This is a genomic window from Streptomyces sp. NPDC051913 (assembly GCF_044593635.1).
In the GTDB taxonomy this organism is placed as follows: Bacteria; Actinomycetota; Actinomycetes; order Streptomycetales; family Streptomycetaceae; genus Streptomyces.
Map to the genome: position 1 here is coordinate 357,158 of NZ_JBIUCI010000006.1, position 22,157 is coordinate 379,314.

The 22,157-nt window shown below is 70.0% G+C and carries 20 protein-coding genes and 2 tRNA genes; 15 read left to right on the forward strand and 7 right to left on the reverse strand.

Features of this window, described 5'->3' with window-relative positions; all coding sequences use genetic code 11:
- Position 1: 1 nt before the first annotated feature.
- Positions 2 to 529, reverse strand: a complete 528-nt coding sequence (locus ACIHIX_RS20975; RefSeq protein ID WP_399958170.1) for a DsbA family protein — start codon at positions 527 to 529, stop codon at positions 2 to 4.
- 873 nt (positions 530 to 1,402) lie between these two features.
- On the opposite strand from ACIHIX_RS20975, the gene ACIHIX_RS20980 reads away from it, so the two are divergent.
- Together ACIHIX_RS20980 and ACIHIX_RS20985 are read left to right on the forward strand one after the other, a co-directional pair.
- Positions 1,403 to 1,846 (forward strand): hypothetical protein, encoded by a 444-nt coding sequence (locus ACIHIX_RS20980; protein ID WP_399958173.1) that lies wholly within the window; start codon positions 1,403 to 1,405, stop codon positions 1,844 to 1,846.
- A gap of 156 nt (positions 1,847 to 2,002) precedes the next feature.
- Positions 2,003 to 2,155: a hypothetical protein gene (locus tag ACIHIX_RS20985; protein WP_170068264.1), complete on the forward strand. Its 153-nt coding sequence runs from the start codon at positions 2,003 to 2,005 to the stop codon at positions 2,153 to 2,155.
- A 69-nt stretch (positions 2,156 to 2,224) separates the two neighbouring features.
- On the opposite strand, the gene ACIHIX_RS20990 is transcribed toward ACIHIX_RS20985, so the two are convergent.
- Positions 2,225 to 2,785 carry a CGNR zinc finger domain-containing protein gene (locus ACIHIX_RS20990; RefSeq protein WP_399958176.1) on the reverse strand — a complete coding sequence of 187 codons (561 nt, stop codon included), beginning with the start codon at positions 2,783 to 2,785 and terminating at the stop codon, positions 2,225 to 2,227.
- 240 nt (positions 2,786 to 3,025) lie between these two features.
- Positions 3,026 to 3,439, reverse strand: coding sequence for an SsgA family sporulation/cell division regulator (locus ACIHIX_RS20995; RefSeq protein WP_004002642.1), 414 nt, complete (start codon positions 3,437 to 3,439; stop codon positions 3,026 to 3,028).
- Between the two features lie 191 nt (positions 3,440 to 3,630).
- On the opposite strand from ACIHIX_RS20995, the gene ACIHIX_RS21000 reads away from it, so the two are divergent.
- The 7 genes from ACIHIX_RS21000 (at position 3,631) to ACIHIX_RS21030 (ending at position 11,163) form a co-directional block, all read left to right on the forward strand.
- Entirely contained in the window at positions 3,631 to 4,083 is a 453-nt protein-coding gene (locus ACIHIX_RS21000; RefSeq protein ID WP_399958179.1) for a TIGR02611 family protein, read from the forward strand.
- Positions 4,084 to 4,162: 79 nt separating this feature from the next.
- Positions 4,163 to 4,234 (forward strand) — tRNA-Val (locus ACIHIX_RS21005).
- Between the two features lie 351 nt (positions 4,235 to 4,585).
- Positions 4,586 to 5,872 (forward strand): ABC transporter substrate-binding protein, encoded by a 1,287-nt coding sequence (locus ACIHIX_RS21010; protein ID WP_399958181.1) that lies wholly within the window; start codon positions 4,586 to 4,588, stop codon positions 5,870 to 5,872.
- Positions 5,873 to 5,886: 14 nt separating this feature from the next.
- A complete protein-coding gene (locus tag ACIHIX_RS21015) occupies positions 5,887 to 6,843 on the forward strand; it encodes a carbohydrate ABC transporter permease (RefSeq protein WP_399958183.1) in 957 nt (318 codons plus the stop codon).
- Positions 6,840 to 7,715 carry a carbohydrate ABC transporter permease gene (locus ACIHIX_RS21020; protein ID WP_399958185.1) on the forward strand — a complete coding sequence of 292 codons (876 nt, stop codon included), beginning with the start codon at positions 6,840 to 6,842 and terminating at the stop codon, positions 7,713 to 7,715. Before ACIHIX_RS21015 ends, ACIHIX_RS21020 begins: the two co-directional genes overlap by 4 nt.
- A 13-nt stretch (positions 7,716 to 7,728) precedes the next feature.
- Complete coding sequence (locus ACIHIX_RS21025; RefSeq protein WP_399958187.1) at positions 7,729 to 8,322, forward strand: hypothetical protein; 594 nt, start codon at positions 7,729 to 7,731, stop codon at positions 8,320 to 8,322.
- Positions 8,323 to 8,424: 102 nt separating this feature from the next.
- Positions 8,425 to 11,163 (forward strand): Tat pathway signal sequence domain protein, encoded by a 2,739-nt coding sequence (locus ACIHIX_RS21030; RefSeq protein WP_399958189.1) that lies wholly within the window; start codon positions 8,425 to 8,427, stop codon positions 11,161 to 11,163.
- Between the two features lie 72 nt (positions 11,164 to 11,235).
- On the opposite strand, the gene ACIHIX_RS21035 is transcribed toward ACIHIX_RS21030, so the two are convergent.
- Complete coding sequence (locus ACIHIX_RS21035; protein ID WP_399958192.1) at positions 11,236 to 13,614, reverse strand: SCO7613 C-terminal domain-containing membrane protein; 2,379 nt, start codon at positions 13,612 to 13,614, stop codon at positions 11,236 to 11,238.
- Positions 13,615 to 13,700: 86 nt separating this feature from the next.
- Here ACIHIX_RS21035 and ACIHIX_RS21040 point away from each other — a divergent pair, with 86 nt between their 5' ends.
- The gene (locus tag ACIHIX_RS21040; RefSeq protein WP_399958195.1) at positions 13,701 to 14,147 is read left to right on the forward strand and encodes an SRPBCC family protein; all 447 of its coding nucleotides are present in this window, start codon (positions 13,701 to 13,703) and stop codon (positions 14,145 to 14,147) included.
- A 39-nt stretch (positions 14,148 to 14,186) separates the two neighbouring features.
- Positions 14,187 to 14,258, forward strand: a tRNA-Val gene (locus tag ACIHIX_RS21045).
- A gap of 58 nt (positions 14,259 to 14,316) precedes the next feature.
- On the opposite strand, the gene ACIHIX_RS21050 is transcribed toward ACIHIX_RS21045, so the two are convergent.
- Entirely contained in the window at positions 14,317 to 15,045 is a 729-nt protein-coding gene (locus ACIHIX_RS21050; protein WP_399958198.1) for a 3'-5' exonuclease, read from the reverse strand.
- A 168-nt stretch (positions 15,046 to 15,213) separates the two neighbouring features.
- On the opposite strand from ACIHIX_RS21050, the gene ACIHIX_RS21055 reads away from it, so the two are divergent.
- From ACIHIX_RS21055 to thrS, 3 genes are all read left to right on the forward strand, one after another.
- Entirely contained in the window at positions 15,214 to 15,780 is a 567-nt protein-coding gene (locus ACIHIX_RS21055) for a DUF4365 domain-containing protein (RefSeq protein ID WP_399958201.1), read from the forward strand.
- Positions 15,777 to 17,003: a hypothetical protein gene (locus ACIHIX_RS21060; protein ID WP_399958203.1), complete on the forward strand. Its 1,227-nt coding sequence runs from the start codon at positions 15,777 to 15,779 to the stop codon at positions 17,001 to 17,003. The genes ACIHIX_RS21055 and ACIHIX_RS21060 overlap by 4 nt, the downstream gene beginning before the upstream one ends.
- A 90-nt stretch (positions 17,004 to 17,093) precedes the next feature.
- The gene (gene thrS, locus ACIHIX_RS21065) at positions 17,094 to 19,070 is read left to right on the forward strand and encodes a threonine--tRNA ligase (protein ID WP_399958206.1); all 1,977 of its coding nucleotides are present in this window, start codon (positions 17,094 to 17,096) and stop codon (positions 19,068 to 19,070) included.
- 31 nt (positions 19,071 to 19,101) lie between these two features.
- Here the strand turns inward: thrS and ACIHIX_RS21070 are convergent, their stop codons facing one another.
- On the reverse strand, positions 19,102 to 19,782 hold the full coding sequence (locus ACIHIX_RS21070) for a potassium channel family protein (RefSeq protein WP_399958209.1): 681 nt from the start codon (positions 19,780 to 19,782) through the stop codon (positions 19,102 to 19,104).
- 67 nt (positions 19,783 to 19,849) lie between these two features.
- On the opposite strand from ACIHIX_RS21070, the gene ACIHIX_RS21075 reads away from it, so the two are divergent.
- Positions 19,850 to 20,407 (forward strand): HIT family protein, encoded by a 558-nt coding sequence (locus ACIHIX_RS21075; RefSeq protein ID WP_399958212.1) that lies wholly within the window; start codon positions 19,850 to 19,852, stop codon positions 20,405 to 20,407.
- A 7-nt stretch (positions 20,408 to 20,414) separates the two neighbouring features.
- Here the strand turns inward: ACIHIX_RS21075 and ACIHIX_RS21080 are convergent, their stop codons facing one another.
- The gene (locus tag ACIHIX_RS21080) at positions 20,415 to 22,082 is read right to left on the reverse strand and encodes a hypothetical protein (RefSeq protein ID WP_399958215.1); all 1,668 of its coding nucleotides are present in this window, start codon (positions 22,080 to 22,082) and stop codon (positions 20,415 to 20,417) included.
- Positions 22,083 to 22,157 lie beyond the last annotated feature (75 nt).

Sequence of the window (22,157 nt, forward strand, 5' to 3'; positions counted from 1 at the left end):
CCTAGGCGTCCTGACCGGCGGCCAGCAGCCGGTCCACGATCTCCTCGATGCGCTCGCGCAGCCCCTCCTGGCTCTTGCCGCCGTCGAGACGCTCGCCGTCCACGACGTACGTCGGGGTGCCGGTCACGCCGATCGCCTTGCCCTCGGCCTGGTCGGCGTCCACGATCAGGATGTGCCGGCCGTCGATCAGCGCGGTGTCGAACTCCTCGGCGTCGAGGCCCAGTTCACGGGCCACCTCGACCAGGAAGGGCTCTCCCTCGCGGTCCAGTTCCTCGACCCGCCCCAGCACGGCCTCGACGTACTCCCACGCCTTGCCCTGCTCCGCGGCCTCCTCGGCGGCCTGCGCCGCCGCGAACGCGTGCTTGTGCTTCTCCAGCGGGAAGTGCCGCAGCCGCAACTCCAGCCGGTCACCGTAGCGGGCGCGCAGGGCCCGGACGTCGTCCAGGGCGCCACGGCAGTCCGGGCACTGAAGCTCGCACCAGACATCGAGCACGGGGACGACGGGACGCACGGGGGAGGAGTCACTCATGCCGCCAGTCTCCCAGCCGCCCCTCGAACAACCGAATCGACCTGCCTCCGAGGCGGTTGGAGGTGGGATGGGAGCGGCCTGCCTCTGATGCGGTTGGGGGGCTTGGGGGATGGGAAGGGCCTGCCCCCTGCGCGATTGGTGGCGCTTGGGCCGCTGAGTCGGCCGGGCTCAGGCGCGGCCGTACGGACTGGGGAAAGAGAGTCGGGCTGGCTGCTGCGAGGCTGGAGGGCTCGGGCGGTCGAATCGGCCTGACCTCGGCGCGGCTGCACGGCCCTGGCCGACCGAGCCGGACTCGGTCGGCCGCGACGCGCGGGGCGGGGGCTCAGGAATTTGAGACGGTCTGGATACGTCCCGCCTCGACCGGCCCTCGACACGATGCGCGGCCCGCCCGCCTGGCCCGTGCCTCGCTGTGCAGCCCTGTCCGTCCGCCCGGCGTCTCGGTGCGCGGCCCTGTGCCTCCGACCGGCATCGTGGTGCGTGCCGACCGGCATCGTGGTGCGTGGCCCCGTGAGTCCGATCCGCGGCTCGGTGTGCAGGTCTGTCTGGCCGCCCTGCGTCTCGGTGTGCAGGCCCGTCCCTCTGATCGGCGTTCTCGGTGCGCAGCCCTGTCCGTCCGCCTCGCGCCTCGGTGCGTGGCCTTGTCCGTCCGCCCTGCACCGCGACGCGTGGCCCCCCTCCCGCCCCGCGCCCCGGCGCGCCACCCACCTCCCGATTCCCTTCAGGTCCGCCCCTCGGTGTGCTCCCGACCGGCACCTGCGGACGATCTGACCCGGAGATGTCCCTGATGTCCCGCCGGAGCATGGCCCCGTGGGGTTCGGGCGGTGCAGGATGGAAGGGACGAAGTGCCCGACCGACCCCTGCCTGGAGGACCGGATGATTGCCGAGACCGTCTGTTCCGCCGTCTCCGTGGCCGGCCTGGGCATCGCGGCGGTCACGGCGTACCGCAAGCGCTACCTGGCCGCCGCCCGCCTCGCCGCCTACTCGCTCGTGCCGATCGGCCTGGTGATGACCGGTGTCGTCGAGTGGCTGGCCGACACCGCGTTCAGCGTCACGGCGTGGGCCGGCTTCGGGGTGCTCGGCGCCGCGTGGCTGCTCCTCTCCGCCACGCGAGCGGTGGAGCGCCGGCGTGGTGGCACCCGCAAGGAGCGCAAAGTGGCCGCCCGCTCCGCCCAGCGGGAGGCGGTCGCCCCGACGGCCTCGGCGCCCTCCCTCGGCCAGGCCGTGCGTCCGGCGCCCCGTCCGGCCGCCGCACCGCGCTCGGAGTCCACGGAGGACTTCAGCGACATCGAGGCCATCCTCAAGAAGCACGGCATATGACGGATGCGGACGGACTGAAACGACACAGGTCCGTACGCATCCGAACGCGGACGTGAACGTTTCGGACCGGAGATCACGGGATCCGGCGAACTCCCCTTGTCATTCGGGCGTGTTGGTGACAGCAGGGGTGCTCTCTGCGTCATCATCGCCCGCGAGATGCTGGACACGACACAGAGCGACACCGCGCCGCCGCAGGACGAGCCGCGTGGATGCCTTTTCGCCCTTTCCCAGCCACCGCTGATGATCTTCCTTGCGGTGATCGGGTGTCTGCTGCTCATGGCTGCGCTGCACGACCTGCTGCTGCTCTGAGCCGTACCCGCGGTACCCGGCGTCACCCGCCGGGTACCGCGTCGACACATCTCCGCGCAGCCCTGGGGCTCAGCCCGCCGCTTCCTTGCGGCGCGCCCGGTACGCGGCCACGTGCAGACGGTTCCCGCAGGTGCGGCTGTCGCAGTAGCGCCGGGACCGGTTGCGGGAGAGGTCGACGAAGGCGCGCCGGCAGTCGGGCGCCTCGCAGCGCCGCAGCCGCTCCTGCTCCCCGGCGACCACGAAGAAGGCCAGCGCCATCCCGCAGTCGGCCGCCAGGTGATCGGCGACGGAGGCACCCGGCGCGAAGTAGTGCACATGCCAGTCGTAGCCGTCGTGGTCCGTGAGCCGGGGCGTGGTGCCCGCGGCGGCCACCAGGTCGTTGATCATCCCGGCAGCGGCCCGGGCGTCCGGGGCCGAGAAGATCGCGGCGAACCGGCCGCGGATCTTGCGCACCGCGGACAGGTCGAACTCCGAGAGGACCCCGACGTCACTGATTTGGTTCTTTCGTACGAAATCCTCGAGAGCAGCGACGTCCGGCAGCGCGTCCGGGGTCGTGGTGTCCTCCGGTGCGGTGTTCACCAGATCCACCACGGCATCGAGGGCACACCGGGTGTCATGGGTGATGAGCACGATTCGCTCCCTGGCCTGGGGGTCGGGCGGGCGCCCGCCCGTGCTGGCCGATCGTAGTGGCTCCACGTGCGCCCGTACCGGCCCCGACCGTGGCGAACCCCACACCGACGGGCCGACGCACACCGGCGCCGCCCCGCGGGAATCCGCGGCGACGGCGCCGGTGTGCGTACCTATGGAGTTGTCTTGGCCCGAGCCGTCACCCCGAGTCGACGGCGCCGGGCGGCTTGGTGAGGCCTCGCCCTAGCTTTCCGCCAGGATGTGCGAGAGCTCCTGATCGAGGTCGAAGTGCCGGTGCTCCGTGCCGGGCGGCACAGCAGCGTCCGTGCGCTTCAGGAACGACTCCAGGGCCCGTGCCGGGGCCTCGAGCAGTGCTTCGCCCTCCGGAGAGCTCAGGGCGATGCACACGACGCCCTGACCGTGACTGCGCGACGGCCAGACTCGGACGTCGCCGGTGCCGGTGGGCCGATGGAGGCCCTCCGCGAGGAGGTCGCGGGCGAACACCCACTCGACGGTCTCCTCGGCACCGGTGTGGAAGGTGGCGTGCACGGCGTAGGGGTCGGCCGTGTCGTACCGCAGGCCTGCGGGGACAGGCAGGGAGGACTCGCTCGACACAACGAGGCGCAGGTGCAGCTCGCAGCTGACCGTGGTGTTCATAAGCGCCAGGGCCTTTCGCTCAGTGTGCGCTCGGGGATTCGCACGTCGGCGAAATCGACATGCCACCTACGGTGCCGTTGTAAACCCCTCTGAGTGTTTTGCGTGCCTTTACGTAACTCTTCCGGCCGAGGTCCTGTTCGCGAGGTACGACCATTCCGGTGACTGGTTTCTCTCCGGTAGGGTTTGGCTGTATGAACACGGGGAGTGACGACCGGGCCGAGGCGGCCTTGGCATCGGACGAGACGCGGACCAGCGAGGCGGAGAGCGGGCACGGGCTCGGCTCGAAAGCGCCCGAATTCATCAAGGCGCGCCGCGTGCTGCACCTGAGCTGGCAGGTCGGGATCTTCATCATCGGCCTGGCGGTCGTGGTCCTGGGCATCATCATGCTTCCGCTGCCGGGGCCCGGCTGGGTCGTGATCTTCGGCGGCATGGCGATCTGGGCGACCGAGTTCGTCTGGGCCCAGCTGGTGCTGCGCTGGACGAAGCGCAAGGTGACCGAGGCGGCCCAGAAGGCGCTCGACCCCAAGGTCCGCCGGCGCAACATCATCCTGACGTCGATCGGCCTGGTGATCGTGGCCGCGCTCGTCGGGGTCTATCTCTACAAGTTCGGCTTCGAGATGCCCTGGAACATCAAGGACCAGTGAGCCGCGACCGGGGGTGCCGGTACCGGTTCGCGCTGGTCACAGGCACCCCCTGACATGGGGTAATGTTCTTCCTGCGTCCGGGCGATTAGCTCAGTGGGAGAGCGCTTCGTTCACACCGAAGAGGTCACTGGTTCGAACCCAGTATCGCCCACCGGATGCGACGGCCCGTCTGCGAGAGCAGGCGGGCCGTCGTCGTTCCCGCCTCCTGACGGGGGAGTCCCTCCCGGCCGTGGAGCCTCCGACGAGTTTCAGCCGGACAATCTCTGGGTCCCACGGGTCAGTTCACGTCCGACCGACCGAACCCCGGCTCCTCACCTGCGACTTCGTCGTGTGTGCTGCGGCACAGTCGGGCGCTGCGTCGTCAACTCGCCGATCAGTCCCGCAAGAAATTCCTGTCCGAATCATTGACGCCCTCCGAGGGGCTTCGTACCTTGTGCCAGCAAGCGCTTACTTGAAACGATTCATGCAGGCGGCAACGACGCTGCGCGGGGAGGGCCCGACTGTGGGAACCAGCAGGAATGTTGAGAGGCGTACGATCCTGAAGGTGGCCGGTGGAGCGGCGGCCACGCTTGGACTGGCCACGACGACGGCGTGCGGAGGCGACAGCGGCTCCGGCGACGGGAATGTGACGCTCCGTTATGCGTGGTGGGGCGGCGAACCGCGCACCATTGCCATGAAGAAGGCGATCGCGGTCTTCGAGAAGAAGTACCCGAAGATCAAGATCAAGCCCGAATTCACCGACTACGCGGCGTTCTGGGAGAAGTTCCAGACGCAGGCCTCCGGTGGAAATCCGCCGGACGTTTTCCAGAATGCCGTCGGATTCCTGCGCAAGTACGACAAGCGCGGAGTTCTGATGGACCTCAAGTCCCAGGCGGACTCCGGGAACCTGGACCTCAAGAACTTCCGCAACGGCGTTCTGGCGAACGGTCAGGTCGACGGCAAGCAGCTCGGCGTCCCCGTCGGCGCCAACACCATGGCGCTCGTCATCGACCTCAAGGCCTTCAAGAAGGCGGGCGTCGAGGCGAAGATGGGCTGGACCTGGGACGAGTACTTCGACGCGCTCCAGACGATCCAGGACAAGCTGAAGATCGCCGGTGACACCGGTTACTTCGGCATCATGTACCTGTACGACCTGTACCTCCGTCAGAACGGCAAGGCGTTCTTCACGGACTCCGACCTCGGCTTCACCGAGGACGATCTGACGCAGTGGTGGTCGGACGGCTACAAGCGCGTGAAGTCCGGGCTGGTGGCCGACCCCAAGAAGATCGAGCAGGTCCAGCCCAAGTCGGGCCTGTCGGCCGGCCTCGCCGCGTCCGAGTTCACCTGGGACAACTTCTCCATCCGCTACGAGGGTGAGGGAGAGTCGGACTACGGGCTCGCTCCGATCCCCACCACGGACGGCAAGGACACCGGCCAGTACCTCGGCTCGCTGATGCTCAGCGCCTTCTCCGGGAGCAAGCACCCCAAGGAAGCCGCCCAGTTCATCAGCTTCATGGTCCACGACCCCGAGGTCGGCAAGATCATGGGCTACGACCGCGGCATCCTCTCCACGACGGAGCAGTACGACGCGTTCGTGCCCACCGACGACAACAACAAGGGCGTCAAGGCGTACGAGGAAGAGGTCGCCAAGGCCGGCGTGCTGGGAAAGATCACCCCGCACCCGTCCGGCGCCGATGTCGTCGAGGCGGCGTTCCTGCGCATCGGCGGTGAGGTCTCCCAGGGCAAGACCAAGCCGGCCGACGCTGCCAAGGCGCTGTTCAGCGAGGCCAAGGCCGCGTTCGCGGGCTGAGGGGACGTACCACCATGACGCTCGTCAAGGAAGCGCCCGTGCGCCCGGCGAAGAAGCGGTCCGCCGCTCCTGTCGCCGGGCGGCGCGGGCGGCGCCGCGAGAACATCGCCGGCTATCTCTTCATGTCGCCGTGGATCGCCGGGTTCCTGGTGCTCACGGCGGGGCCGATGATCGCGTCGCTGTACTACGCGTTCACCCGGTACAACCTGTTCACGCCGCCCGAGTGGGTGGGGCTGGACAACTTCAGGACGATGTTCCAGGACCCGCGCTGGCAGAAGTCGGTCGAGGTCACCCTGAAGTACGTCGTCGTGGCCACCCCGCTGAAGCTGCTGCTCGCGCTCGGTGTCGCGCTGCTGCTCGCACAGAAGCGGCGCGGACAGGGGCTGTACCGGGCCGCGTTCTACATGCCCTCGCTCATCGGCGCCAGCGTCTCCGTCGGCTTCGTGTGGCGGGCGCTGTTCTCGGACGACGCGATCGTGGACCGTACCCAGAAGGTCTTCGGACTCGACGTCGGCGGCTGGATCGGCAACCCCGACTACGTCATCTACGCCCTGGTGGCGCTGAGTATCTGGCAGTTCGGCGCGCCGATGGTCATCTTCCTGGCCGGTCTCAAGCAGGTTCCGCAGGAGCTGTACGAGGCGGCCGAGATGGACGGAGCCGGGCCCCTGCGCCGGTTCTGGAACATCACCCTGCCGATGATTTCCCCCGTGCTGTTCTTCAACGTGCTGTTGGAGTCGATCCACGCGTTCCAGGTGTTCGGGTCCGCGTACGTCGTCTCCAACACCCAGTGCGGGCCCGCCGACGCCACCCTCGTCTACACCTGTTACCTCTACCAGAAGGGCTTCAAGGAGGCCCAGATGGGCTTCGCCTCCGCGATGGCCTGGACGCTGGTGGTCGCGGTGGCGCTCGTCACGGCGGTCCTGTTCTGGTCGCAGAAGAAGTGGGTGCACTACGAGGAGGCCGCCAAGTGACCAGTACCGCCACTACCCCTGTGGTGCGGAGCGCGAGCGAGCGGCGGCGTTTCGGGTCGGTCGCCTGGCACGTGGGGGCGCTCGCCGTCCTCGCGGTCGTCCTCTACCCGGTGATCTGGGTGCTCGGTGCCTCGTTCAAGCCGAGCAAGGACATCATCGCCAGCATCGACCTGCTGCCGACCAAGCCGGTCTGGGAGAACTTCTCAGGGCTCGCCGACGGTATCTCCGGCATCTCCATCGGCACCTTCTTCACCAACTCCCTGCTGTACGCCGGACTGGCCGTGGCCGGGGTCGTGCTGTCCAGCTCGCTGACCGCGTACGCCTTCGCCAAGATCCGGTTCGCGGGGCGGAACCTGCTGTTCACGATGATGATCGGCACCCTGCTGCTGCCGTATCACGTGCTGCTCATCCCGCAGTACGTGATGTTCCGCAAGCTGGAGCTCACCGACACCCTGGTGCCGCTCGTCGCGGGCAAGTTCCTGGCCACGGAGGCGTTCTTCGTCTTCCTCATGGTGCAGTTCATGCGCGGGCTCCCCAAGGAGCTGGACGAGGCCGCCAAGCTGGACGGCTGCGGGCACTTCAGGACCTACTGGTCCATCGTGCTGCCGCTGACCCGCCCGGCCCTCATCACCAGCGCCATCTTCACGTTCATCAACGCCTGGAACGACTTCATGGGGCCGTTGATCTACCTCAACACCCCGGACAAGTACACCGTCTCGCTCGGCCTGATGATGTTCCGCGACCAGGAGGGCATCTCCAACTACGGCAGCATGATCGCGATGTCGTTGGTGGCACTCGTGCCCGTCATCGCCTTCTTCATGGCCTTCCAGCGGTATCTCATCGACGGCATGGCGACGTCCGGACTGAAGTGAGGCGGTTCTCCCCATGGCCCAAGCGCGTGTGAAGGCCCGCAGGCTGTCCTTCCTCGGAGGCGAGCGGTTCGCCGTGTTCGCCGAGTGTCTGCTCACCGGGGTGTGGATCGCGGTGGCCTCGCTCGGAGTCGTCACCTACCCCGCGGCCTTCGCCGCCGGCGCCCGGCATCTTCGACGCCGTACCGGTCACGAGAGCGGCGGCTGGACGGAGTTCCTCGCGGACTTCCGTACGGCCCTGCGTGGCGGCTGGGTCGTCGGGGCCGCCGGGTGGGCCGTCGCCGCCGTGGTCTGGGTGGACGTCCTGGCCGCGCGGGCCGGGCTGCCCGGTGGGCCGCTCGTCGGGGCCGTCGGCATCTTCGCGCTGATCGGAGCCGTCGTGGCCCTGCTGCGGGCGGCCGCCGTCTGGGCGCCCGGGGACAGCTGGCGGGCGCTGCTCGCCGCTGCCGGGCGGCGGACCGTGCTCGATCCCGCCGGGTCCTTCCTGGTCGTCTGCGGGCTGGGTGTGGTCGCCCTGTCCGCCATGTTCGTCGCGCCGCTGGCGGTTCCCGTCCTGGGAGCCGTCGCGGCGGCCGCCGTCGCCGTCGAGGAGCGGTACCGCAACCGCTGACGGCCGGTGTCCTCGCACCACAAGGTCGGCGCCCCCGGGCGCCGTACCTCCCTCTGTCATGCCCCTGACCAGCCGCACCGTCGCACATGGAAAGGAATGACCATGTCTCCCATCCCTCGCAGGTCCCTCCTCAAGGCAGCCGCCGTCGCCGGCGCCGCCGCGCAGTTCAGCTGGGCGCTAGGAGCGAAGGACGCGCAGGCCGCGCCCAGAGCCGCCGAGGCCGACGCCGATCCCGTGACCCTGGACTGGCTGGAGGACGGCGGACTCGGCGCCGCCCCCGGCTCCACCCTCGGTGTGCCCTGGCCCAAGGGCGTCTACCAGGAGGACCAGACCTTCGCGCTGACGGACGCCGACGGCAAGTCCGTACCCGTGCAGTCCTGGCCGCTCGCCTACTGGCCGGACGGCTCCCTCAAGTGGACCGCCCACGCGGTGAGTTCGGGCAACGGCAAGCTCACGCTTGCCGCGGGCGAGGCCGCCGTGCCCGACAAGAAGGTCACCGTCGACCAGGGCGGCGGCATGATCACCGTGTCCACCGGTGTCATCACCGCGAAGATCGGCAAGTCCGGTGCCACGCTGATCAAGTCCGTCACCCGCGGCTCCACCGAGATCGCCAAGAACGGCAAGCTCGTGCTGATCCGCCAGCCCGAGATCGAGGACGAGGACCAGGGCGCGGTCAAGACCGAGCGCTTCGACGGGGCCATCTCGCAGGTGACCGTCGAGCAGGACGGTCCGGTCCGCGCGGTCGTCCGCATCGACGGCAAGCACCGCAAGGGCGACCGGAGTTGGCTGCCGTTCTCCATCCGCCTGTACTTCTACGCCGGCGCCGACTCCTTCCGCATGGTGCACACCATCACCTTCGACGGCACCCAGGAGCCGGGCAAGGCCAGCGGTGACTTCATCCGCGGCATCGGCGTCCGCTTCACCGTGCCGATGCGCGACCAGTCCTACGACCGCCACATCCGCATCGGCGGCGAGGGCACCGGTCTGCTGCGCGAGGCCGTCAAGGGCATCACCGGTCTGCGCCGCGACCCGGGAGCCGCCGTCCAGGCCGCCCAGTACGCGGGCGAGAGGCTGCCCGATCCCTCCACCTGGGACCAGCGGGTGACGACCAGGTTGCAGTACATCCCCGAGTGGGGCGACTACACCCTTTCCCAGCTCTCCGCCGACGGCTTCACCCTGCGCAAGCGCACCAAGAAGGGGCACGGCTGGATCGGCGCGGGCGGCGGCAAGCGGGCCTCCGGGTTCGGCTACGTCGGCGGCGTCAGCGGCGGACTCTCCTTCGGCCTGCGCGACTTCTGGGAGAAGTTCCCCGCCCAGCTCGACATCCGCGACGCCCAGACCGACGAGGCCGAGGTCACCCTCTGGCTCTGGTCGCCCGAGGCGCAGCCCATGGACCTGCGCTTCTACCACGACGGCATGGGCCAGGACACCTTCGCCGAGCAACTCGAGGGCCTCAACATCACCTACGAGGACTACGAGCCCGAGTTCGGCACCCCGTACGGCATCGCCCGCACCTCGGAAATGCTGTTCTGGGCCAACGAGTCGACCCCGACCCCGGCCGAGCTCGCCGAACAGGTCGAGGCCGTACGGGTGCTGCCGCAGCTGGCCGCGCCGCCCAAGCAGCTCATCAGGGCGAAGGTCTTCGGGCCCGGCCTGTACTCCGAGCCCGACCGTTCCACCGCCGCCAAGGCGAAGATCGAGGACCACCTCGACTTCCTCTTCACCTACTACAAGGACCAGGTGGAGCAGCGCCGTTGGTACGGCTTCTGGGACTACGGCGACATCATGCACACCTATGACACCGTCAGGCACCAGTGGCGGTACGACATCGGCGGCTACGCCTGGGACAACTCCGAGCTCTCGCCCGACCTGTGGCTGTGGTTCGCGTACATCCGCTCCGGGCGCGCGGACATCTTCCGGTTCGCCGAGTCGATGACCCGGCACACCGGTGAGGTGGACGTCTACCACCTCGGCAAGTGGGCCGGACTCGGCACCCGGCACGGTGTGCAGCACTACGCCGACAGCGCCAAGCAGCAGCGCATCGCCAACACCACCTACCGGCGCTACTACTACTTCCTCACCGCCGACGAGCGGGTCGGCGACCTCATGCACGCCAACGTCGACTCCGACGAGACGTTCCTCGTCCTCGACCCGCTGCGCAAGGTCCGCACCGACGTCTACACCCCTGACCGGCACGCCCTGTCGGTCGGCTTCGGCACGGACTGGAGCGGCCTCGTCTCGGCGTGGCTGACGGAGTGGGAACGCAAGGGCCCCAAGTGGGAGAAGGCCAAGGCGCGGGTCTTGTCCACCATGGAGGGCATCGCCGCGCAGCCCAACGGATTCGTCCAGGGCAGCGGCCTGTACGACCTCGACACCGGCGAGTTCGCGGTCGCCGCGACGCCGGTGGTCGGGGTCTCGCACCTCTCCGCCGTCTTCGGCCTCAACGAGCTGTGCGCCGAACTCATCGACCTCGTCGACATGCCCGAGTTCAACGAGGCGTACTTCGACTACTGCCGCTACTTCAACGCCACCAAGGCCGAGCAGGCGGCGCGGTACGGGTCCAACTTCGGCACGTTGCTGCTGTTCCAGGGGCACTCACGGCTCGACGCGTACGCGGCCGTGAAGACCGGGGACGAGAAGCTGGCCAAGCGGGCCTGGGAGAAGTTCTACAACTCCGACGGGTACAAGGAGTCGGCACCCTGGAAGACGGAGGAGCTGAGCGGGCCGGTGACGTTGGTCGCGGGTAGTGAGGCGGCCTGGATCTCCACCAACGACACGGCTCTGTACGGGCTTGCCGCGATCGAGAACCTGGCGCTGCTCGGGGACAAGATGCCTTCGTAGCGATTCAGGCTGTGGGGAACTGCGGGACCGTTGTGGCTGGTCGCGCAGTTCCCCGCGCCCCTTGGGGGCGTCTCAGTGGAGGTTGCCCAGCTTGTTCCGTAGCCGTCGTACGTCCCTGATGCGTTGCTCGTACGTCGCTCCCAGGGCGAGGAGCAGGAGACCCGCCAGTGCCGGGGGGACCCAGCGGGGGAGGGCGTCCGTCACCTGGACGATGTACGGGGCCAGTTCGTGGAGGGCGTCCAGGGCCAGGACCGAGCCGCCCAGGACCAGGGGAGCCTGGAGGCTGTAGCCGCCGCCCAGCAGAGTGAGGGACAGGGCCGCCAGGCCCAGGAGCAGGGGGCGGGTCCAGTTCGGGTCGCCCCAGGCCGCGGCCAGGCTCGGCAGGAGTGTGGTGGCCAGGCCCGGGCCGTACGCCGTCCAGGACGACGTCCGCGGATCGCGCCGCCTGCGGAGGAAGCCGACGAGCAGGGCCGGGACCGTCACCGGGAGGGTGTAGGCCTCGGGGATGCCGACGTCCCAGGCCGCCAGGCGCACCCAGCTGGCCAGGACGAAGAGGACGGCGGCCGCGTAGCCGACGGAGCGGCGGTCGGGGCGCAGCGCGGTGCCCGTGGCGATCACTCCGCACAGGGCCAGGACCAGGGCGAGCATCGGCAGGTCGGTCGCGGAGAGGGCAAGGGCCAGGAGTGCGGCCACGGCTCCGGTGACCTCCACCGCCACGGTCGCCCGGGCGTCCTTGAGCCGTGCCGCCGACAGGGCCGCCGCCACCGGCACCGCCAGCACGAGCAGGGCCGTGTACTGCGGCTGCCAGTCGGCCGCCGCGCCGGTGGCGCAGGCCAGCGCGGTGGCGTAGGCGAGGGCGGTCGGGGCGGTGATCGCGGTGCACCGCCAGGAGACCACGGCGAAGAACACCGTGAGCGCGCCGAGCGCGGTGAGGGTCGCCGACTGGGAGGCGAGGGCGGTGAAGGCTAGGTCGGCCGAGGTGGCGAGGGCCAGCACGGTCGCGGTCGGCTGCCCGTAGGGAGAGGCCAGGACCACGCCCGTCACCGAGCCCAACACCAACAGGCCGAGCGTGTACGGAAGTTCCAGCACCGCCGGGAGCGTCAGCGCCGCCGCCCACGTCAGTACCAGGGCACCGGTGAGGGCTCGCGGACGCCAGTCCGTGTGCCGTACGGCCAGGGCCAGTACCGCCGCCACGGCCACCAGGACCAGCGGAGCCGTCGCCGCGTCCGGCGGCCAGGGGGCGTCCACCGTGACCGCCTCGCGAAGGTCGGCCGGCGCCCCGGACCAGGCATGGGTCACCCAGGCGACCGGGCCGAGCAAGGTCACCGCCACGACGGGCAGCGCCCACACCACGGCCAGGGCCTGTACGGCACCGGAGGCCATCGCGAACCCGCGCCGCACCTGCTCCGGCAGCCGGCCCGGTCGTACCGCCGCCAACAGGGCGATCCCGCAGGCGAGATGGACCGGAACGGTCCAGACGCCGGGCAGCGCGGAGCGCGCCACGCCGCCGAGCGCGTCGACCGTCAGGAGGGCGGCGGCGACCGAGAGGCCGAGGGCGTGACCGCCGCCCTGTGACGCCGGGGCGTCCGCCGCGCGCCGGCCGTCGCTCGCGCCTCGCCACGCCGCGGCCAGGGTGATGGCCGCGGCGAGGAGGAGGAGCGCCGCCGCACGGGCGGCGGCGCTCGGGCCGGTTGCCGTCCAGGACAAGGAACCGGCCGCCCAAACGCCCGAGCCGCCCAGACCGTACGCGCCGACGACGGCGAGCAGACGTACGGGACCGGCGGTCGCTCGGAGCGCCACACCTGTGTCGAACGCGGCCGTCACCAGCAGGGCCGCCGTGACGCCGTAGGAGTCGGCGTCCAGTGCCAGCGCGCCGAAGAAGAGCGGCAGTTGGGCCGCCAGGAGGGCCGAGGGGAGCGGCAGCCGCAGCTCCCGCAAGGGCGGCAGCAGGCCGTACGCCGGCCACAGGGCCGCCAGCAGCGTCGACGCGATCGCCGTGTAGGGCGCGCCCTCCGCCGCCACGAACACCGCCCCGTGCAGCGCGTACGCGTCGAGGACGGTCAGCGCCAGGCCCAGGCCCGCCACCGACTCGGCGGTGGAGCGCAGGCCCCGCTTCAGCAGCGCAGGGGGTGCGGCCAGCGCGGCCGCGGTGACCGCGCCGAGCACCAGGGCCCGCCCGGTGATCCCCAGCTCACCCCAGCTGACCAGGGTGAACGCCGTCGCCGCGATGACCAGCAGCACACCGCCGAGCATCAGCAGCACGTTCTGCACCCGGGGCGCGGCGGCCTCGGGGCGGGGCGGGGTGGACGGGCGCGGCGGAGCGGACGGCGTCTGGAGCGCGGTGACCAGCCAGGCGCGGCGCCTGAGCAACTGGACCCGGCGCGCGTCGAGATGGAACAGCTCCGCGTCCAGGAGCCGCAACTCCTCGGCCGGGGGCGGAAAGTGCGTCATGCCTTGGAGTGTGGTCCGGGTCACGTCGTACGGCATGAGTGCGCGTACTCAGAACGTACTCAGTTCCCTGCGGGCAGACTCTGTGCATGGACTGGAGCCATTACCGCTTCCACACCGGGTGGACCGTGCCCGCGCCGCCCGCCACCGTCTACGACGTGCTCGAACAGGCCGAGGAATACCCCCGCTGGTGGCCCCAGGTGCGTGCCGTGGAGCGCCTCGACGACACCACCGGCGTCATCAGGATCCGGGCCACGCTGCCGTACGACCTCGTCTTCACCGCGCGTGAAGTGCGGCGCGACCGGGCGGGCGGGGTGCTGGAGATCGCCATGACCGGGGACCTGGAGGGCTGGGCGCGCTGGACGATCACGGCGGACGGGGCGGGCACCCTCGCGCTGTACGACCAGGTCGTCGACGTGAACAAGCCGCTGCTGCGACGGCTCGCCGTGCCGGGGCGGCCGGTGTTCCGGGCCAACCACCGGCTGATGATGCGGGCCGGACGGCGGGGACTGGTCGCGTACTTGGAAGCGGTTTGAAGGAAGCCCGTCGGGGCCTGTATTGTTCAGTGCGTTCCCGGGCGATTAGCTCAGTGGGAGAGCGCTTCGTTCACACCGAAGAGGTCACTGGTTCGAACCCAGTATCGCCCACCGGGAGAAAGCCGGTCCGCATCACGCGGACCGGCTTCTTTCATGCCCGGGTCGCTCTTCAGGCGGCAGCGGCCGGCAGCTCCGGACGCAGGGGCCACGCCGGGTCCACCGCCTCCGGGGTCCCACTGCGCGCGAACCACGCCTGGAGCCCCCGCGCCTGTGCCGCGTGCCAATCCGTCTGGAGGGTGTGCAGCTCGTTCGGGGACAGCCGCTCCAGCCGGGCCGCGAAACGGCGCCCCACCGCTCGTACGACCTCCAGTGCGGCCAGGGCGTCCGCCCCCGCGTCATGCGCGCCGTCCAGCGTGACACCGTAGTGCGCGCACAGGTCGGTCAGGGTGCGGCGGCCCTTGCGGTAGCGGTCCAGATGCTTGTCCAGGACCCGCGGATCGAGGACCCGCAGCGGCGCCGACTCGAACCAGCGGTCCAGGGACGAGGCCCGGTGGCGGCGCAACTCCCGGTCCAGGAGCGTCAGATCGAAGGGCGCGTTCATCACCACCAACGGCCGCCCCGCGGACGCCTGTTCACCCAGGTGTTCCGCTATCTCGTACATCACCGGCGCCGGCCAGCGGCCGTTGCGCTGGAGGTGTTCGTCCGTCAGCCCGTGCACCGCCGTCGCGCCCTCGGGCACCGGCACACCCGGGTTCACCAGCCATCGGGCCACCCGCGGCCGGGTACCCGGGGCGTCCTGGACGACGACGGCGGCCGACACGATCCGGTCGGTCTCCACGTCGACGCCCGTCGTCTCCGTGTCGAAGGCGGCCAGGGGCCCCTCGTACCAGCACGTCATACCAACACAACCCCTCGTTCACCCACGGCAGCTGACGCACCGTCTTCTGCCTGTTTGGTGATACCCGGGCTGTTTGCGCCGTACGCCGGAAGGACACAACAGGAATACGGGTCTTTGCAGTTCAGAGACCCGCGGTTCGGATTCACCGAGCGTGGAAGGCTGTTGGTCATGGCGATAGCGCAGCCCGAGCGGGGCGGGCTGCTGCCCGAACGTACGGGCTCCCTGCGCGGCACACTCGCCACCACCGCCTGCATGGAGACCCTGCAGGTCGGTTATCTGCACGCGGTCGCCGCGGCGGCCGGCTGCTCGCTGTCGCAGCCCTTCCCCGACAACGGCATCGACTGGCACGTCAGTCACGGCTCGCCGGGGCACACCGTCGACGACGAGGTGACCATCAAGGTGCAGCTCAAGTGCACCTACCAGGTCGCCCCGAACCCACCCGGCCGGTTCTTCTCCTTCACCCTCGACAACGACCATCTGCGCAAGCTCGCGCGCACCCCCGTCTCGGTGCACAAGATCCTCGTGGTCATGCTGGTGCCGAGATCCCAGGACGACTGGCTGCGCGCCAGCCACGACCGCCTCGACCTGCGGCACTGCTGCTACTGGGTCAACCTCGCCGGGCACCCGATCACGGGCCGGACCCGGACCACCGTGCGGATACCGACCTCACGCATCTTCGACGACCGGGCGCTGTGCGAGATCATGACGCGGGTCGGGACGGGAGGCAGACCATGACCCACCGCCCCGTGGAGGAGCCCCTGCGGCCGGTGCGACCGCACCCGGTGGACGCCGCCTGGAACCGCGCCCCCGAACCGGACGAGGTCGATCCCGCCGTCCTCAGCGCCCTGCTGCACCGGCACGGCTGGCAGCGCCGAGGCGGCGCTCCCGGGCGCTACGGCCGCTGGACCCCGCCGGGACCGGGCGGTGGCGGCACCAGTCTCCTCGTACCCGAGAGCCGTGCCTTCCCCGACAGCGACGACCTGCTCGGTGAGGCGCTCGACGCGCTCGCCCGCAGCGGCACGCCCTCCGCGCGTGAGGTCCTTGTCGGCCTCGCCGTGCCCAGCGACGAGATCCGCTGGTGGCGGGACACGCCGGCCGGCCCGGCGGGAGCCGCTTCCTGGGCGGTGGAGGAGCAGTTGCGCGCCGCTGCCCGCCAGAGCCTCCTCGCGGGCGCGCTCGCCACGCGCGCGCGTGCCGGTTACTACGGTGCCAGGCATCGCCGTGCCGCGCTCTCCCTGCTGGAGAACGTCCTCGTCGGTGCCGCCACCGACGGCAGACTGACCGCCTTCGTCCCCGTCGGCACCGGCCGCCCCCTCGCCGTACGCCTCCACCAGGCCCTGTACGCCGCCCGCGAGGCCATCGACTACCAGCGGGCCACCGGCGGCATGGACGCCTTCGACGGGGCCGTCGAGGCGGGCGTCAGCCGTGAGCTCACCGAGGCCCTGATCGCGCTCGTGCGCGGTACGGAAGGGGCGCGCATCGCCGTGGACTGGGCACCGGCCGCCGGGGTGCCCGAGGGGTGCGCCGCCTCCGGCGAGCCCGTCGAGTTCTCGCCCGGCGACCTGCCCGTGCTGCGTGAGGCCGGGGCCCGCTATCTGCGCGAGGAGCCGTCCGTGCCGGTGCGGGTCACCGGGACGGTGGTGCGGATGCGCAGGTCGGGGCCGCGCGGGGAGGGCAGCGTACGGCTGCGGGTGATCGCCGGGGTGGAGGTGCCGCACGTCCGGCTGACCCTGGACGAGGAGGCGTACCGGATCGCCGGGCACGCCCATCTCGTCGGGCTGCCGGTGCGGGTGCACGGGCGGCTGGAGAGCCGGGGCGGCTTCCGGCGGCTGACCGCCGCCACCGCGGTCGTGCCCGTGCAGGTGGACGAGGCCGAGCGGGACCGGCTGATGAAGTCCTTGCAGGAGAACCTGGACTTCTTCGAGGAAGCCTGTGGCGGGGAGTACGACGGGGACTGATTTCGCGGTCGGTGGGTGCGGGTCGGTACGATCCCCTATTGCGCGCGCTCACGGTACGGCGCCCGCATCCCCTTCAGTCAGGAGAGACCGGTGTCAGACGTCCGTGTGATCATCCAACGCGATTCCGAGCGGGAAGAGCGCACGGTGACGACGGGCACCACGGCCGCCGAGCTGTTCGCCGGCGAGCGCTCGATCATCGCCGCGCGCGTGGCCGGTGAGCTGAAGGACCTGGCGTACGTGGTCGCCGAGGGCGACGAGGTCGAGGGCGTCGAGATCTCGTCCCAGGACGGCCTCAACATCCTGCGCCACTCCACCGCGCACGTCATGGCACAGGCCGTGCAGGAGCTCTTCCCCGAGGCCAAGCTGGGCATCGGCCCGCCGGTCAAGGACGGCTTCTACTACGACTTCGACGTCGAGAAGCCGTTCACGCCCGAGGATCTCAAGGCCATCGAGAAGAAGATGCAGGAGATCCAGAAGCGGGGGCAGCGCTTCGCCCGCCGTGTGGTGACCGACGAGGCGGCTCGCGAGGAGCTGTCGGACGAGCCGTACAAGCTGGAGCTGATCGGCCTCAAGGGCTCGGCGTCGTCGGACGACGGCGCGGACGTCGAGGTCGGCGCCGGTGAGCTGACGATCTACGACAACCTCGACGCCAAGACCGGCGACCTGTGCTGGAAGGACCTCTGCCGCGGTCCCCACCTGCCCACGACCCGGAACATCCCGGCGTTCAAGCTCATGCGCAACGCGGCCGCCTACTGGCGCGGCAGCGAGAAGAACCCCATGCTCCAGCGCATCTACGGCACCGCCTGGCCCTCCAAGGACGAGCTGAAGGCGCACCTCGACTTCCTCGCCGAGGCCGAGAAGCGCGACCACCGCAAGCTGGGCAACGAGCTCGACCTGTTCTCCATCCCGGAGCAGATCGGTTCCGGCCTCGCCGTCTTCCACCCCAAGGGCGGCATCATCCGCCGGGTCATGGAGGACTACTCGCGCCGCCGGCACGAGGAGGAGGGCTACGAGTTCGTCTACACCCCGCACGCGACGAAGGGGAAGCTCTTCGAGACGTCCGGGCACCTGGACTGGTACGCCGACGGCATGTACCCGCCCATGCAGCTCGACGAGGGCGTGGACTACTACCTCAAGCCCATGAACTGCCCGATGCACAACCTGATCTTCGACGCGCGCGGTCGTTCCTACCGTGAACTGCCGCTGCGCCTCTTCGAGTTCGGGACGGTGTACCGGTACGAGAAGTCGGGCGTCGTGCACGGCCTGACCCGCGCGCGCGGCTTCACGCAGGACGACGCGCACATCTACTGCACCCGTGAGCAGATGTCGGAGGAGCTCGACAAGACCCTCACCTTCGTCCTCGGCCTGCTGCGGGACTACGGTCTGACCGACTTCTACCTGGAGCTGTCCACCAAGGACCCGGAGAAGTTCGTCGGCACCGACGAGGTCTGGGAGGAGGCGACCGAGACGCTGCGCGAGGTCGCCGAGAAGCAGGGCCTGCCGCTGGTCCCGGACCCGGGCGGCGCCGCGTTCTACGGGCCGAAGATCTCCGTCCAGGCCAAGGACGCCATTGGCCGTACCTGGCAGATGTCGACGATCCAGCTCGACTTCAACCTGCCCGAGCGGTTCGACCTGGAGTACACGGGCCCGGACGGCTCGAAGCAGCGCCCGGTCATGATCCACCGCGCGCTCTTCGGCTCGATCGAGCGTTTCTTCGCCGTCCTCCTGGAGCACTACGCGGGCGCGTTCCCGGCGTGGCTGGCGCCGGTGCAGGCGACCGGTATCCCGATCGGCGACGCGCACGTCGAGTACCTGGAGAAGTTCGCCGCCGCCGCGCGGAAGCAGGGGCTGCGCGTGGACGTGGACTCCTCCTCGGACCGGATGCAGAAGAAGATCCGCAACGCCCAGAAGCAGAAGGTGCCCTTCATGGTCATCGCGGGCGACGAGGACATGTCGGCCGGCTCGGTGTCCTTCCGCTACCGCGACGGCTCGCAGGAGAACGGCATCCCGTTCGACGAGGCCATCGCGAAGATCGCGAAGGTCGTCGAGGAGCGCGCACAGATCTGATCGCCCTGTGCTGGAGAGGCCCTCGGGAGGCTCAGCTTCCCGGGGGCCTCTCGTCGTCCTCCCGTGAGAAGACCTGGAGCAGCCAGGAGGCGAAGGTGCCGGTCACCGCGCCCAGCAGGGCCAGTCCTACGGCCATGATCCAGACCGCGATGAACCGCCCGGCCGGGGTGACGGGGGTGACGTCGCCGTATCCCACGGTCGCGAGCGTGGCGCACGTCCACCACATCGCGTCCCCGAAGGTCCGCATGGTCGCCCCCGGCGCCCCGCGCTCCTGCTGGTAGACGGCGAGGGCGCCGGCGAAGCCCAGCAGGACGGTCGAGAGCCCGGCGTAGAAGATCACGCGCGCGTGCAGCGCGAGGCGGGGCTGTCCGTGCCGGCGCTGGACCGCCTCGTACACCTTGACCACCCGCAGCGGGCGCAGCAGCGGCAGCACCAGCACCACCGTGTCCAGCCAGTGCGTCCGCACGAACCGCAGCCGCATCCCGCTGAGCCGCCAGCGCACCGCGTAGTCGACCGCGAACAGCGCCCAGGCGGCCAGTGTCACCGCGAAGCAGAGGTCCTTCCAGCCGTCCGACAGCCCCTCGGCCAGCACCCGGATCGCGTAGGCGGCCAGGAACACCAGCGAGGCCACGGCGAGCGGCAGCTCAGTACGTTGCTCCCAACGACCGTCGGGGCCCGGCTCCTCGCTGTCCTTGCGGCTGTCTGCGTCCACCCGGTCAGCTTCGCGCGGGACGGCTTCGCCGCAACCCCGGCGACACGCCGCGAACGGGCGAAGCCATATGCTTCCCTGCATGACGAGTGAGCCGGAGCAGCAGTGGGGAGTGGGGACCCAGGACGCGTTCCAGCGTCTGTGGACGCCCCATCGGATGGCCTACATCCAGGGCGAGAACAAGCCGACCGGCCCGGGTGCCGACGACGGTTGTCCCTTCTGCTCCATCCCGGCCAAGTCCGACGAGGACGGTCTGATCGTCCGGCGCGGCGAGCAGGTGTACGCGGTGCTGAATCTGTACCCGTACAACGGCGGTCACCTGATGGTCGTGCCCTACCGGCATGTGGCCGACTACACCGATCTGACCGATGAGGAGACGGCTGAGCTGGCGGCTCTGACCAAGCAGGCGATGACGGCCCTGCGCACCGCGTCCGGCGCGCACGGCTTCAACATCGGCATGAACCAGGGCACGGTGGCCGGCGCCGGCATCGCCGCCCACCTCCACCAGCACATCGTTCCGCGCTGGGGCGGCGACACGAACTTCATGCCGGTCGTCGGCCACACCAAGGTGCTGCCGCAGCTGCTCGCCGACACCCGGAAGATGCTGGCGGACGCCTGGCCCGCATAGGGGCTGCCTACGCGTCGTAGAGGTCGGCCTTCCTGGGCGACGGGTCCTGGATCGCCGTGCTGAGGAACGCCGACCTGTTGCCGAACTTCTCCGTGTCGACGCCGTTGTCCTCCAGGACCTTGATCGCCGCCGCGTGCACCACCCGCAGTACCGGCGTCGCCGCGCGCATGGCGTCGTCGGCCATGAAGCGATGGCGCCAGGGCTTGTCGGCCCACACGTGCCGCAGGCCGAAGGGCTCGGGGAGGGCGATGGTCCCGCCGAGCCAGTTCAGCAGCGGCGGGTACCAGGTCAGTGGGGCGCGCACGGTCAGTCGTACGACCTCGTCGGTGGGGACCAGCGGGAGGTTCACCTTGCGGGTCTCCCACGGCTTGAACGACTTCGGGACGTCCTTCGAGGGGGCCTCGGAGGCGCCCGTGAACAAGGAGTTCACGGGACCCAGCGCATGGCCGGTCACCTCGATGCGCAGCGTCTCGTGCAGCACGGTGACGGTGATCATCATGGTGAGGATCAGCTGGCCGTCCCAGAGCGTCCACTGCACGCCGAGGTAGTGCCGGTTGCCGCTGCCGAACTGCTGCTTGTTGCAGATGTCCTGTATCGAGTGCTGGCGGTGCTGGAACGCCTCGATGTCCGCCGACTGCTCGGTGCGGGCCACCGCCTTGGCGTTCTCGCCGACCGGGGTGACGATCCAGTGGCGTATGGACGCCTTCGGGAAGCCGCCCGTGTTGATCGTGTTCCGCTCCAGCATGCGCAGCCGGGCCTCGATGTTGCGGATGACGTCCCAGCTGCGGAACGGGTGGATCTCCCGGGTCGGGTCGGCGGGGGTGAGGTCCTCGGCGAGCTGCCAGCTGCCCCAGCGCGTGCCCATGCCCAGGATGCCCTTGGGACCGGCGTAGAAGACGGAGTTGGACTGCTGCTCGGCGCTCAGCTTGGCCAGGGACTGGCGCTTCTGCTCGGCCTGGGTCTCGCCGGGGCTGCTCGGCACCGCCTCGGGGACCTGGGCGCCGACGCTGCTGCCCGCGATCAGCCCGTCCCAGCGGGCCCGCAGATCCCGCGCGGCGCCGTCGCAGATCTGCTTGGCCCAGAACCAGCCGACGACGGGCGCGACCACGCACGCGCGTGCGTACCAGCCCCAGAAGCCCGTGAACGGCATCTTGATCAGGAAGATGACCGCGAGCGCGCCGACGCCGAGGAGCAGCGTCGTGGCCAGGGCGGAGGCCCGTTTGTTGGGGTTCTTGTCGATGGTGGTGCGGATCGCGAAGACCAGCAGCCACACGATCAGGCCGGGCAGGAACAGCACCCCGCACAGCAGCATCACGGTCGACAGCCGCAGGTCCCGCGCCCGGCGCAGCCGGTAGGCGGCCAGACAGTGGTCGACGACGACCTGGGGCTCGGTACCGAAGGACTGGATGAGCGGCTTGCGGCCCGGACCGATCATGCGGTCGATCACCGCCCGGGAGAACGCCTCACCGAGGTTGGGCTTGAACAGTCCGCCGGCCCAGGACTGGCCCTCCTTGACCGTCGTCTCGTGCCACTCGCTGTTGGCCTTCTTGATGTCGTCGACCGGGTTGTCGCGGTACGCCGCCGAGGCAAGCGCGAACGTCGCCGTCTGGCTCTCGTCCCCCGTGCGCGGAACCTGTGGTCCGAAGACGCTCTCGTACCCGGTGTCAACGGTCATTCCCGCCCCCGATCGCCGCCATGGTCGCTCCTGCGGCCTTCCCGACTTGCTTGCTTCGCACACCTGTTGATCAGG